Origin of the sequence: Streptomyces sp. FIT100 (assembly GCF_024584805.1) — a bacterium.
Lineage (GTDB): Bacteria > Actinomycetota > Actinomycetes > Streptomycetales > Streptomycetaceae > Streptomyces.
In genome coordinates this window covers 835,030-847,858 of the sequence record NZ_CP075715.1, presented here as the reverse complement: position 1 = coordinate 847,858, position 12,829 = coordinate 835,030, and the positions used below count along the sequence as shown (strand labels likewise).

The following is a 12,829-nucleotide window of genomic DNA, read 5'->3' as shown; positions in this document are numbered from 1 at the left end:
TCTCCAGCTGTCCACAATCAAGGGGAAGCTTCAGGGCCGCCCGCCTCCCGCATGGCGTACGGCACCAGGTCCTTCGTCTTCAGCCGTCGCCCTGCAGATACCGCAGCACCGCCAGTACCCGTCGGTGGCCGGTCTCTGTGCGCGGCAGGTCCAGCTTGGTGAAGATGCTTGCGGTGTGCTTCTCCACCACGCGCTGGGAGATGCCGAGCCCCTCGGCGATCGCTGCGTTCGTGCGGCCCTGTGCCATCAGCGCGAGGATCTCGTGCTCGCGCGCGGTGAGCTCCGCCAGGCCGTGTGCTGTGTGCTGGGCGGCCAGCAGCTTCGAGACCACCTCCGGATCGAGCGCGGTGCCGCCCGCGGCCACCCGGTGCAGGGCGTCGACGAAGTCGTCCACGTCGACGACGCGTTCCTTGAGCAGATAGCCGAAGCCGGACATGCCGGTGGCGGCGAGCCGGTTGGCGTAGCGCGTTTCCACGTATTGGGAGAAGAGCAGCACCCCGAGGTCCGGATAGCGTTCGCGCAGGGTGAGCGCGGCGCGCAGTCCTTCGTCGCGGTGCGTGGGCGGCATGCGAATGTCCGCGACGACGGCGTCCGGCCGGTATTCCTCGACTGCCGCGAGCAGCGCCTCGGCGTCGCCCACCGCGGCGGCGACGTCCAAGCCCCGGTCACGCAGCAGCTGGACCAGGCCCTCGCGTACGACGGCGGCGTCTTCGGCGATCACGATGCGCATGCGGCGGATCCTAGTGCCGCGTCAGGCAACGTTTGCGACGTTCGTCGTTGCCCCTGAGTCAGCGGTAGGTGACCGGTACGTGCATCAAAGTCGAGCGTTATGGGCGCCGTCCCGTCGCGGACCTGACCGCCCCGAACACCGAATCGGTCGGGCGCGCGGTCTGCGGCCTGGTTCGCATCGCAACGGTGTTGAGTAGGTCCGATCGGGGCGCCGATCAGAAATGGTGCCGACAGCCGTCTAAGTACGGTCCGGTGAACGCGGGGCGCGCATCAAGGGAGAGCAACGAGATGAGACCACTTCGATACTCGATCAACGTCACGCTCGACGGCTGCTGCCATCACGAGGCAGGGCTTCCGCCGGACGAGGAGTCGATGCACTACTGGACCGCCGAGATGGGACGAGCCGATGCCCTGCTATTCGGCCGGGTGACCTACGAGATGATGGAGTCGGCGTGGCGGAAGCCGGCCACGGGCACGTGGCCTGACTGGATGGATGAGTGGGAGGTCCCGTTCGCCGAGACCATCGACCGGGCGAAGAAGTACGTCGTGTCGAGCACGCTGGGCGAGGCCGATTGGAATGCTGAGCTGCTGCGAGGCGACTTGGGGCAAGCGGTTCAGCGGCTCAAGCAGGAGCCAGGCGAGGGCCTGTGGGTGGGTGGCGTGACGCTCCCCCTGGCGTTGGCAGACCTGGGATTGATCGACGAGTATGAGTTCCTTGTGCAGCCGGTCCTTGCCGGGCACGGGCCGACGTTGCTCGCCGGTCTGCGCGAGCGCATCCAGGTCGAGCTCGTGGATCGCCATGAGTTCCGGTCGGGAGCAGTCGCCATGCGATACCGGCCCACGCGAGTTCCGGCTTGACCTGATTTGTCCTGGGCCGTTGGCCGCTGCCTCGCGACGGAACGACGGCTCGGGTCGCGTTGCCCCGCGCTCGCCCGTGCGCCCGAACGCACGGACATATCGACGGGGGACATCGCCCCGAGGTGCCGGTAGCGGACAGGGCAGACGTTGCCTGATGCGGTACTAGGTCCTACGTCCTGGGGTCCAGCGGCAGTTCGACGGTGGCGGTGGTCGGGCCGCCGGCGGGGCTGTCGATCAGCAGCCGCCCGTCCACCGTACTGACCCGCTCCGACAATCCGGCCAGCCCCGTGCCGCCGCCCGCGCGCGGCCGTGCGCCGCCGTGCCCGTCGTCGGTCACGGACAGGCGCAGCGTCCCGTCCTTCGTGTACGCCGCCACGTCGGCGCGGGTCGCGCCCGCGTGCTTCGCGGCGTTGGCGATCAGCTCGGCCGCGCAGAAGTACGCGATGGTCTCGATCGCCTCGGGAGGTCGTTCCGGCAGGTCCGCGTTCAGGGTCACCTGCGGTGCGTCGTATCCCGAGACCAGAGTCTCAAGGGCGACGTCCAGGCCGTCGTCGAGGGCCGGTGGGTGGATGCCCCGGACCAGATCGCGGAGTTCTTTGATCGCGGTGCGGGAGCCGTCGAGGGCGGAGTCCACCAGCTCGCGGCCGCGCGCCAGTTCGGGGGCGTCGCCGGGGACCCGGGCGAGCTGGTCCTTCGCGCCCGCGAGGGCCATCGCGACGGCGACGAGCCTGGCCTGGGCGCCGTCGTGCAGGTCGCGTTCGATGCGGCGCAGGGTGGCGGCGGAGTCCTTGACGGCCAGCGCGCGGGTCTCCTGGAGCTCCTGGACCCGGGTTTCGAGCCGTCCGGGCCCGATCAGCGCCTGGGCCATGGGGCGTACGACGCGGTCGAGCAGTCCGCGCGTCGACCAGGTGGTGAAGCCGAGGATGCCGGCGCCGGCCACGGCGGTGATGAGAGCCTGAGGCCAGGTGTCGGGTTCGATGCCGAAGCCGAAGCCGATGCCGTAGTGGCCGTCCTCCTCGATGGCCCGCCACCACAAGGGGTAGGTGAGCGCGGCCAGGCCGTAGTACCTGCCCATCACCCACACCGCGAACAGGACGAGGCCGACGGGCGTGTACGCGACGGTGAAAGCAGCGGCTCGCCAGTCGTCACCGTCGGTCAGGGCGGAGCGCAACCCGCGCGGTCGCTGCCGCTCGGGCGGCGCGGGAATGTCCTCGCCGAGCATGCCGCGCAGCAGGGCGCGGTGCAGGGCGCCGATGGCGCGGGCGGCGGCGAGCGTGCCGATGAGCAGGACCAGGCCGATCTGGACGATCGCGGTGAGAAGGGACGTGGCGAGCAGCATCAGCAGGGCGAGGCCGCAGACGAGCCCGAGGGCGGGGACGAGCAGGGCGTACGCGGCCTCGCCGGGCGAGCCGAAGAGAAGGTTCGCTGCCCCCCTGAGGGAGCCGGGCAGCTTGCGGAGGTGGCGCATCAAGTCCTCGATGCCTGTCGGGTGGTAATAGCTGGGTTCGGCTGTGCCCGCCCCGCGTGTCCCGGTGCTGCCGTGGGCGGCGTGACCGCGATGCTCCGGGGCGGGCGCTTCGTGTCGAGGCACCGGCTTCGCTCTTCGGGCGGGCCGGGTGCCCACAGCCTTGAGATTCCCATCTGTTACGCGCTCCTGCGGGCAACCCCGTCGATCGGACGCACTCGGAACATTCGCCCCAGCGGCGCGGCGGACGCCGCCCACACCAGGACGGCCCCCGCGCCGAGGGTCGCCGCCCATGCCCACATCGGAAGAGCGGACAGCGGCGTGCCCGTCCTGGCTCCCAGCGGGGCCATCAGCGCGCAGGCGATCGCCGTGCCCGCACCGACTCCGGCAAGGGCCGTGATCGCCGACTCGGCAAGCACCACCGCGCGTATCTGGTGCTTCTCGGCGCCGATCGTGCGCAGCAGCGAGAACTCCCGCAGTCGCTCAAGCGTCAGCATCACCAGCGTGTTGGCGGCGACCAGGCCCGCGAAGGCGGCATACAGCAGGGTGCCGAACAGCGCTGTCGCGTCCACGTCCTCAGCTGCGGCCAGCGAGACGAACTGGGCCAGTGAGAAGGCCGTCACCATCGCGATCGGCGTGATCGCCGCGGAGAGGCGGCGGGCCCTGGCCCGGGATCCCGCCACCGCGAGCTCGCCCGCCACGCCCCCCACGGCGTACAGCACGGGCGCCGCCGCCCGGGTCGCAAACCGCCCGAGCCAGGGCCCCGCGACACCGGTGGCCACCAGATACGCGAGCAGCACCAGCGGGATCACGTCCCCGGCGTTCTCCGCCGACCCCACCGCGGCCACGACGGTGAGCGCCACCGCGCCCGCGAGGAACACCAGCGAGACGGTGCCCCGGACCCTGCCCGCCTGTTCACCGCCCGGGACCTGTGTCGCCGACAGCGCGGCCGACGGGCGGGTACGGGAGGCGCGCAGAGCTGCGATCAGGCCGCCGAGCTGCGAGGACACCACCAGCGTGCCGAGCGCGGCGAACAGCGGCCCGAGACCGATGTGCAGCGACATCCCGTCCGGGAGCATCCCGCCGGCATCGAGCGCGCCGAACCATCCCCACGCGACCAGCGCCCCGAGCCCGTAACCGACCGGCAGCGCGAGCAGCGCCGTGAACAGCGCCTCGGTCGCCACCATGCGCCGGATCTGCCACGGTCCAGCGCCGATCGCGCGCAGCAGCGCGCTCTCCCGGCCTCGCTGGCTCACGGCCAGGGACATCACCTGGCCGATGACGAAGACGGACATGTAGACGGTGACCAGGCTGAAGACGAGGCCCATTTCGTAGACCGCGTACTGCTCGGGGGAGGACGGCACCCGGGAGGCGGAGACCGCGACGGCCACGCTCGCGGTGACGACGGTCGCGCAGAACACCAGAGCGGCGAAGGTCCCCGCGAATGCGGAGGGGCGGGCCCTGACGGAGGCGGCGCCGAGGCCGTTGGGGGCGAGCACGCTCATGCCAGTGCCCCCACGGTGTCCGCCACGAGCCGCCCCTCAGCGAGCCGCAGCACCCGGTCGGCCCGCTCGGTCACCGCCGGGTCGTGGGTGACGACCGCGACGGTGGCCCCGTACGAGCTCACCGCCTCCCGCAGCAGCACCAGCACCCCGGCCGCGGTCTCCGCATCGAGGGAGCCGGTCGGCTCGTCGGCGAAGACCACGTCCGGCTCGGTGATCAGCGCGCGGGCGATGGCGACGCGCTGCTGCTGGCCGCCGGACAGCTGACCGGGCTTCGCGTCCGCGCGGCCGTCGAGGCCGACACGGGAGAGCATCTGCCGCGCTCTTGCGGGGTCCCTGCGCTTGCCGTCGAGGCGCAGCGGCAGCAGCACATTCTCCTCGGCGGTCAGCGTCGGCAGCAGGTTGAAGGACTGGAACACGAACCCGATGCGGGCCCGGCGCAGCCGGGTCAGCTGCCGCTCACCCATGCCGGAGATCTCCTGCCCGGCCAGCCGCACGCTCCCCGACGTCGGCTTGTCGAGCCCGGCCGCGCACTGCAGGAAGGTCGACTTCCCAGACCCGGAAGGGCCCGTGACGGCGGTGAGGGAGTGCGCGTACAGCCGCGCGTCGAGGTCGTGCAGCGCGTGCACGGTGTGCCGGCCGCGGCCGTAGGTCCGGCTGACCCGCTCGAGTTCGAGAATGGCTTCCATGCCGTCGACCGTACGAATCCGCTGGTCATCGACGCGATGGGGCAGGCACCCGAGTCCGGGGGTCGGAAATTCCGACCCCTTCGGACGCCCGCGGCGGCGCTTGGAACTCCTAACGAAATGATCTTCGAGATGGTTGGATCACTCCGGGATTGGTGATCTGGGGGTACGGATGGCTCGGCCGAAGGCGTGGGAAGTCGACGACGAGCGGTGGGCGGTGATCGAGCCGCTGCTGCCGAAGGCTGAGCGTCGGATCCGGCATCCTGGTCGTAAGCGGCATCCGGACCGGCTGGTGTTCCAGGGCATCCTGTTCGTGCTGCACACCGGGATCGCCTGGGAACACCTGCCGCAGGAACTCGGCTTCGGCTCGGGCATGACCTGCTGGCGCCGCTTGGCCGAATGGACCGGGGCCGGAGTGTGGCCCCGACGGCACGAAATCCTCCTCGCCAAGCTGCGCGGCGCGAACGCCCTCGACTTCTCCCGGGCGGCGGTCGACGGCTCCCACATCCGGGCGTTAAAGGGGGAGCCAAGACCGGACGAAGCCCCGTTGACCGGGGCAGGACGGGCAGCAAGCATCACCTGATCACCGATGCCACCGGCATTCCGCGAAGTCGCGGACGACGAGGTCGGGCCGGGACGCGGCGCGCGGATCGGGGATCGTCGTCAGCTGCCGTCGTCTGCGGTGTCGGCCCTGCAGCCCGGCGTTGCGCATCAGCCGGGCGATGCGGCGCCGTCCGTACTCCTCGTCCTGCCTATGCAGGACGGCATGGACTCGTGGGGCGCCGTAGGTCCCGCGGGAACGCTCGTGAACCTCGGTGATCTTCTCGGTCAGCTCGGCGTCACGGACCGCCCGCGGACCGGGCTTGCCGGTGCGGCGGGCGTAGAAGGCGGCTCGGGAGACCTGCAGCAGTTCACACGCGTGCTTGACGTTGTGACCGTTTCGCTTCTCCGCCTCGATGAACGGGTGCACCGTCACCGGGTCTCCTTCGCGAAGAAAGCCGTGGCCCGCTTGAGGATCTCCACGTCCTCCCGCAGCCGGCGGTTCTCCCGCCGCAGCGCGGCCGGCTCCTCGCGTTCGCTGCTGGTCAGCCCGTCCCGTTCACCCGCGTCGGTTTCGGCCTGGCTGACCCACAGCCGCACCGCGGTCTCGGTCAGGTCGAAGTCCTTGGCGACCTGACCCACCGAGCGGTCACCGCGTCGGCACAGCTCGACAATCTCGGCCTTGAACTCCGGCGTGAACGAACGGCGAGGCCGAGGCTTCTTCCCCATGCTCTCCATGATGGACATCCTCCCGGGGCAGAACCCCTGATCTCGGATGTCCGTCAAAGCGGATCAAGCCCACAAAGGGGCGCGCCGTCATCGACGGACTGCTTGCCGGTCGAGACTCCCCAGATTTTCCCCAGGGCTGACCGGAGGCGATGCCCCAGGTTGTGCCGCGCCGACCCTCTCCGTCGATTGCCAGGGAGCGAACCCGTATAGCCCGTATAGCCTGGGGAAATGCTGACAGAGGTCACAGCGGCCCGCTACGTCACGCCTCTGCGTGAGGGCGGTTCGCTCCCGGGCATCGTCGAGGCCGACGATCTCGGTACGTACGTCATGAAGTTCACCGGCGCGGGACAGGGCCGCAAGACCCTGGTCGCCGAGGTCATCTGCGGGCAGCTCGGGCGGCGGCTCGGGCTGCGGGTTCCGGAGCTCGTGCAGATACAGCTCGACCCGGTCATCGGTCTGTCCGAGCCCGACCAGGAGGTGCAGGAGCTGCTGAAGGCCAGTGGCGGCCTCAACCTCGGGATGGACTTCCTGCCCGGCTCGATCGGCTTCGACCCGCTCGCGTACGAGGTGGACGCCCGGGAGGCGGGCCGGGTCGTCTGGTTCGACGCGCTGATCAACAACGTCGACCGGTCCTGGCGCAACCCCAACATGCTCGTCTGGCACGGTGAGCTCTGGCTCATCGACCACGGCGCCACGATGATCTGGCACCACAACTGGCCGGGCGCGCGGGCATCCGCCGCCAAGCCGTACGACGCCTCCGACCACGCTCTCGCGCCCTTCGGCCCCGACATCACGGCCGCGGCGGCCGAGCTGGCCCCGCTGGTCACCGAGGAGTTGCTGACCGAGGCGGCCGCCGACGTGCCCGACGAGTGGCTGGTCGACGAGCCCGGCTTCGACTCCACCGCCGCTTTGCGCCGCGCCTATGTGGAGACCCTGCTGGCGCGGGCGGACGGCATCCACGAGCGGATCACTCTGAACGCGCCGTCCAGGCCGCGGCCCTCGGGGGCCCCCGGCTGGCTGACCGCCCACCTCACCCCCTGGCCGCACCCGACGAAGCAGAAGGAAGAGAACCGGTGAGCGGGCGCGACGTCTTCGAATACGCGGTGCTCCGCGTCGTCCCGCGCGTCGAGCGCGGCGAGTGCTTCAACGCGGGCGTGGTGGTCTACTGCCGCGCCAAGTCCTTCGTGGCCGCCCGGACGTATCTGGACGAGACGAAGCTGAAGGCCCTGGACCCCCGGGCGGACGTCCGGGGCGTACGGGCCGCGCTCCACGCGGTCGAGGGAATCTGCCGTGGCGGGGATGATGCCGGGCAGGCGGCGCACGACGATGCGGGACGGCGCTTCCGCTGGCTGATCGCTCCCCGCTCGACGGTCGTGCAGCCCGGTCCCGTGCACACCGGACTGACGGCCGACCCCGCGGCCGAGGTCGAGCATCTGCTGGATGTGCTGGTGCGCTGACCGGGGTACGGCGGGGCCTCGGAGGGATCCCGCCGTTGACACCGGGTGCCAGGGCTTCTAGCGTCTCGTCTGCTGAAGGTACTAAGCGGTCGCTCATTCATCATCCGGGCCGTACCGGGTGGCCGCATCCAACGGGATCCAAGGGCGAGGAGAGCCAACCATGTCCACCACCGAGCAGCGCGTTGCGATCGTGACCGGTGCCGCGCGCGGCATTGGCGCCGCCACCGCCGTGCGTCTGGCGGCCGAGGGCCGTGCCGTCGCCGTACTCGACCTCGACGAGGCGGCCTGCAAGGACACCGTCGAGAAGATCACCGCGGCCGGTGGCAAGGCCGTCGCGGTCGGCTGCGACGTCTCCGACTCCGCCCAGGTCGAGGCCGCCGTCGAGCGCGTCGCCGCCGAGCTCGGCGCGCCGGTGATCCTCGTCAACAACGCGGGCGTGCTCCGCGACAACCTGCTCTTCAAGATGAGCGAGTCCGACTGGGACACCGTGGTGAACGTGCATCTCAAGGGCGCGTTCCTGATGGCGAAGGCGTGCCAGAAGCACATGGTCGACGCGGGCTTCGGCCGGATCGTCTCGCTCTCCTCCAGCTCGGCGCTCGGCAACCGCGGCCAGGCCAACTACTCCGCCGTGAAGGCCGGTCTGCAGGGCTTCACCAAGACGCTCGCCAAGGAGCTCGGCAAGTTCGGCGTCACCGCCAACGCCGTGGCCCCCGGCTTCATCGTCACCGAGATGACCGCGCAGACGGCCGCGCGCGTGGGCATGGGCTTCGAGGAGTTCCAGGCCGCCGCCGCCACCCAGATCCCGGTGCAGCGAGTCGGCCGTCCCGAGGACGTCGCGAACGCCATCGCCTTCTTCACGGGCGACGACGCCGGATTCGTGTCCGGCCAGGTCATGTACGTCGCCGGCGGCCCGCTCAACTGAACCGGAGACGACAGAGATGACCACGAAGGAACTTCCCCCGCTGTCCGGCAAGGTCGCCCTCGTCACGGGCGCCAGCCGGGGCATCGGCTACGGCGTCGCCGAGGCGCTCGTCGCCCGAGGTGACCGCGTCTGCATCACCGGGCGCGGAGAGGACGCGCTCAAGGAGGCCGTCGAGCAGCTCGGCGCCGACCGGGTGATCGCCGTCGCCGGCAAGGCCCATGACGAGTCCCACCAGGCGGCCGCCGTCGAGCGGGTGATGGAGGCGTTCGGCCGCGTCGACTTCCTCGTCAACAACGCCGGCACCAACCCGGTCTTCGGCCCCATCGCCGAACTCGACCTGGGCGTCGCCCGCAAGGTCTACGAGACCAACGTGATCTCGGCGCTCGGCTTCGCCCAGCAGACCTGGAAGGCATGGCAGAAGGAGAACGGCGGTGCGATCGTGAACATCGCGTCGATCGCCGGAGTCTCCGCATCCCCCTTCATCGGGGCGTACGGCATGAGCAAGGCGGCCATGGTCAATCTGACCCTGCAGCTCGCGCATGAATTCGCCCCGCGGGTCCGGGTCAACGCCATCGCCCCCGCCGTGATCAAGACCAGGTTCGCGGAGGCGCTTTACGAGGGCAGGGAGGCGGAGGCCGCCGCTGCCTATCCGCTCGGCCGGCTCGGCGTTCCCGAGGACATCGGAGGCGCTGCGGCCTTTCTCACCTCCGACCAGTCGGACTGGATCACCGGACAGACGCTCGTCGTTGACGGCGGTATTTTCCTGAATGCCGGAGTGCACTGATCCGGTTTGTGCCCGAATGGCTGAGGATTGCCTCAAGTGCCCCGCCGGACCTCCCCGTTGATCCGGCGGGGCACTGCGGTATGGTTCGCCGACCCATGGCTGAACGAGGAGCGTGTGCACGTGTTCAACCGGACGATGCTGCGGGCGGCTGCAGCCCTTGCGTCCATATCCCTGGTGGCGGGATGCGGTCTGTTTTCGGATGATGACGCCGAGGGTGCCAAGCCAGTGGTTGTGGGCACGACGAGTGCGCCCAGCACACTCGATCCTGCTGCTGCGTGGGACGGCTCGTGGGAGCTGTACCGCAATGTGTTCCAGACACTTCTGAGTTTCCCGACAGGGAGTACGAGTCCGCAGCCCGATGCGGCCGAGAACTGCAAGTTCACCGACGCGACCAACACGGCATACCAGTGCAAGCTGCGGGAGAACCTCACCTTCTCCAACGGCCACAAGCTGGACGCCGCCGCCGTCAAGCACACCGTCGACCGGATCCTCAAGATCAATGTGAACGGCGGTCCCAGCGGACTGCTCGGCTCACTCAGCGGGGTCGAGACGCAAGGGGACCGGACGGTCACCTTCCGGCTCACCAAGGCCGACGCCACCTTCCCGTTCATCCTCGCCACGCCCGCGATGTCCCTCGTCGACCCCGCCGAGTACCCGCTCGACAAGCTCCGCGAGGACGGCAAGCTGACCGGCTCGGGCCCGTACACCCTGGAGTCGTACACCGAGGGCTCCGAGGCCCTCCTGAAGAAGAACGCGAGCTACAACGGCTTCGCCGACCGCAAGAACGACGCCGTCACCATCCGGTACTTCAAGGACTCCGAAGCGATGGTGAGCGCCCTCAAGAGCAAGACCATCGACGTCACCAACCGTGGTCTCACCGCGGAAGAGGTCACGGCGCTGCAGGAGAAGAAGTCCGGGAACGAGGGCCTCCAGGTCGTCGAGACCGTCGGCTCCGACATCCGCTACCTGGTCTTCAACCCCAAGGACCCGGCGGCCGCGAAGCTGCCGGTGCGCCGGGCGATCGCCCAGGTCGTGGACCGTGAGGCGCTGGTCTCGCAGGTCTATGCCGGCACCGCCGAGCCGCTGTACTCGATGATCCCCAAGGGCATCGCCAGCCACACGACCAGCTTCTTCGACACCTTCGGCGACCCGGACATCGACAAGGCGCGCGAGATCCTCCAGGACGCCGGCATCGACGAGCCGGTCGAGCTGACCTTCTGGTTCACCACGGACCGCTACGGCTCCGCCACCGCGCGGGAGTTCGCCGAGCTCAAGCGGCAGCTGGACGCCTCGAAGCTGTTCAAGATCACCCTGCAGGGCAAGCCCTGGAAGGACTTCCAGGAGGGCTACAAGAACGGCAAGTACCCGGTCTTCGGGCGTGGCTGGTTCCCCGACTTCCCGGACCCGGACAACTTCATCGCACCGTTCGTCGGCAAGAACAACGCGCTCGGCACCCCGTACGAGAGCACCGAGATCGCCGAGCAGCTCACCCTCTCGCGCCGCGAGACCGACCGGGGCGCGCTGGCGGTGTCCAAGCAGTTCGAGCGGGCCCAGGAGGTCCTCGTGGACGACGTCAGGCTGCTGCCGCTGTGGCAGGGCAAGCTGCACATCGCGGCCAGCGAGGAGATCGCCGGCTGCGAGCGCGCCATGGACCCGCAGACGATCATGCAGGTGTGGGAGCTCCATCGGAAGGCCAGCTGGTAGCGATCGTTCGCCGGCCACTGACGACGGCCGTCGCGGGGGACGGGCGGACCCGTCCCCGGCGGCGGCCGTTGTCAGTGGCCGCGGGTAGGTTCTGTGATCGAGAGCCGATCGAGAACCGATCGCATACCGGAGGTTGACGTGACCGACACCGACATGCTGCCCGAGTCCTGGCGCGGCGTCCTCGGCGAGGAGCTCCAGAAGCCGTACTTCAAGGAGCTCGTCGACTTCGTCGAGGACGAGCGCGCCAAGGGGCCGGTGTACCCGCCGCGCGACGAGGTCTTCGCGGCGCTGGACGCCACGCCCTTCGACCGGGTCAAGGTGCTGATCCTCGGCCAGGACCCGTATCACGGCGAAGGCCAGGGCCACGGCCTGTGCTTCTCGGTGCGCCCCGGCGTCAAGACCCCGCCCTCCCTGCGCAACATCTACAAGGAGATGCAGGAGGAGCTGGGCCACCCCGTGCCGGACAACGGATATCTGATGCCGTGGGCCCGGCAGGGCGTCCTGCTGCTGAACGCGGTGCTGACGGTGCGGGCGGGCGAGGCCAACTCCCACAAGGGCAAGGGCTGGGAGAAGTTCACCGACGCCGTGATCGGCGCGGTGGCCTCACGGCCCGACCCGGCGGTCTTCGTCCTCTGGGGCAACTACGCCCAGAAAAAGCTGCCGCTGATCGACGAGGAGCGCCATGTGGTGGTGAAGGGCGCCCACCCCTCGCCGCTCTCGGCGAAGAAGTTCTTCGGCTCCCGGCCCTTCACGCAGATCAACGAGGCCGTGGCCGCCCAGGACCATGAGCCGGTCGACTGGCGCATCCCCGATCTCGGCTGAGCGTTCGCGCACCCGGCTGACAGGCTCGGGCCCCCGTCCGAGCCTGTGCCGGATTGCCGCCGGCGACGGCTAGCGTCGTGCCCACGCGCACCGGAGCGACCAGGCGCGTCCAGGGCGATCAGGGCGATCAGGCGACCAAAGGGCTGGAGGCCGCGGTGACGGAGCAGCGGGAGACGTCGGACGACGCCGTCATGACGAGGATCGGGCAGGCGGTCATGCTGCTCCACGCGGGCGACCGGGAGGAGGCGCGCAACAGGTTCGGCCGGCTGTGGGAGCAGATCGGCGAGGACGGCGACCCGCTGCACCGCTGCACCCTCGCCCACTACATGGCGGACACCCAGGACGACCCCGGCGACGAACTCGCCTGGGACCTGCGGGCGCTGTCGGCGGCAGAGGTGCTCGGCGACGCGCGCCTGGCGCGGCATGACGCAGCGGTCGCGGTCCGCGGGATGTACCCCTCGCTGCTTCTGAACCTGGCCGCGGACTATGCGAAGCTGCACCGTCCGGAGGCCGCGCGCGCCCATCTGGAGCGCGCCCGTGCGGCGTCGGACACCCTCGGAGACGACGGGTACGGTGACGGCGTCCGGGCGGCGATCGCGCGGCTGGACCGGCAGCTGTCGCGGGAGTGACC

General features: G+C 70.0%; 14 protein-coding genes and 1 pseudogene. 9 read left to right on the top strand and 6 right to left on the bottom strand.

What is annotated here, in order from left to right; genetic code table 11:
• Positions 1-79 precede the first annotated feature (79 nt).
• On the bottom strand, positions 80-730 hold the full coding sequence (locus tag KK483_RS03595; RefSeq protein WP_262003652.1) for a response regulator transcription factor: 651 nt from the start codon (positions 728-730) through the stop codon (positions 80-82).
• A gap of 287 nt (positions 731-1,017) precedes the next feature.
• Here KK483_RS03595 and KK483_RS03590 point away from each other — a divergent pair, with 287 nt between their 5' ends.
• The gene (locus KK483_RS03590; RefSeq protein WP_262003649.1) at positions 1,018-1,587 is read left to right on the top strand and encodes a dihydrofolate reductase family protein; all 570 of its coding nucleotides are present in this window, start codon (positions 1,018-1,020) and stop codon (positions 1,585-1,587) included.
• 169 nt (positions 1,588-1,756) lie between these two features.
• Here KK483_RS03590 and KK483_RS03585 read toward each other — a convergent pair whose 3' ends face one another.
• The 3 genes from KK483_RS03585 to KK483_RS03575 form a co-directional block, all read right to left on the bottom strand.
• The gene (locus KK483_RS03585) at positions 1,757-3,055 is read right to left on the bottom strand and encodes a sensor histidine kinase (RefSeq protein ID WP_262003647.1); all 1,299 of its coding nucleotides are present in this window, start codon (positions 3,053-3,055) and stop codon (positions 1,757-1,759) included.
• A gap of 176 nt (positions 3,056-3,231) precedes the next feature.
• Complete coding sequence (locus KK483_RS03580; protein ID WP_262003645.1) at positions 3,232-4,557, bottom strand: ABC transporter permease; 1,326 nt, start codon at positions 4,555-4,557, stop codon at positions 3,232-3,234.
• On the bottom strand, positions 4,554-5,243 hold the full coding sequence (locus KK483_RS03575) for an ABC transporter ATP-binding protein (protein WP_262003643.1): 690 nt from the start codon (positions 5,241-5,243) through the stop codon (positions 4,554-4,556). The genes KK483_RS03580 and KK483_RS03575 overlap by 4 nt, the downstream gene beginning before the upstream one ends.
• 169 nt (positions 5,244-5,412) lie before the next feature.
• Here KK483_RS03575 and KK483_RS03570 point away from each other — a divergent pair.
• Positions 5,413-5,852, top strand: a pseudogene (locus KK483_RS03570) (IS5 family transposase); the annotation flags it as partial.
• Here KK483_RS03570 and KK483_RS03565 read toward each other — a convergent pair.
• Both KK483_RS03565 and KK483_RS03560 read right to left on the bottom strand, forming a co-directional pair.
• Positions 5,824-6,210 (bottom strand): IS3 family transposase, encoded by a 387-nt coding sequence (locus KK483_RS03565; RefSeq protein WP_262009332.1) that lies wholly within the window; start codon positions 6,208-6,210, stop codon positions 5,824-5,826. The pseudogene KK483_RS03570 and the gene KK483_RS03565 sit on opposite strands and share 29 nt — an antisense overlap.
• Before the next feature lie 2 nt (positions 6,211-6,212).
• Positions 6,213-6,509: a transposase gene (locus KK483_RS03560; protein WP_399013211.1), complete on the bottom strand. Its 297-nt coding sequence runs from the start codon at positions 6,507-6,509 to the stop codon at positions 6,213-6,215.
• A 228-nt stretch (positions 6,510-6,737) separates the two neighbouring features.
• On the opposite strand from KK483_RS03560, the gene KK483_RS03555 reads away from it, so the two are divergent.
• The 7 genes from KK483_RS03555 (at position 6,738) to KK483_RS03525 (ending at position 12,827) form a co-directional block, all read left to right on the top strand.
• A complete protein-coding gene (locus KK483_RS03555) occupies positions 6,738-7,586 on the top strand; it encodes a HipA family kinase (protein WP_262003641.1) in 849 nt (282 codons plus the stop codon).
• Positions 7,583-7,966, top strand: a complete 384-nt coding sequence (locus tag KK483_RS03550; protein ID WP_262003639.1) for a DUF3037 domain-containing protein — start codon at positions 7,583-7,585, stop codon at positions 7,964-7,966. Before KK483_RS03555 ends, KK483_RS03550 begins: the two co-directional genes overlap by 4 nt.
• 160 nt (positions 7,967-8,126) lie before the next feature.
• On the top strand, positions 8,127-8,888 hold the full coding sequence (gene fabG, locus KK483_RS03545; protein WP_262003637.1) for a 3-oxoacyl-ACP reductase FabG: 762 nt from the start codon (positions 8,127-8,129) through the stop codon (positions 8,886-8,888).
• A 16-nt stretch (positions 8,889-8,904) separates the two neighbouring features.
• The gene (locus KK483_RS03540; protein ID WP_262003635.1) at positions 8,905-9,672 is read left to right on the top strand and encodes an SDR family oxidoreductase; all 768 of its coding nucleotides are present in this window, start codon (positions 8,905-8,907) and stop codon (positions 9,670-9,672) included.
• A gap of 120 nt (positions 9,673-9,792) precedes the next feature.
• Entirely contained in the window at positions 9,793-11,376 is a 1,584-nt protein-coding gene (locus KK483_RS03535; protein WP_262003633.1) for an ABC transporter substrate-binding protein, read from the top strand.
• 138 nt (positions 11,377-11,514) lie between these two features.
• Positions 11,515-12,198, top strand: coding sequence for a uracil-DNA glycosylase (gene ung / locus KK483_RS03530; RefSeq protein ID WP_262003631.1), 684 nt, complete (start codon positions 11,515-11,517; stop codon positions 12,196-12,198).
• Positions 12,199-12,353: 155 nt separating this feature from the next.
• Positions 12,354-12,827: a hypothetical protein gene (locus KK483_RS03525; RefSeq protein WP_262009331.1), complete on the top strand. Its 474-nt coding sequence runs from the start codon at positions 12,354-12,356 to the stop codon at positions 12,825-12,827.
• Positions 12,828-12,829: the final 2 nt, after the last annotated feature.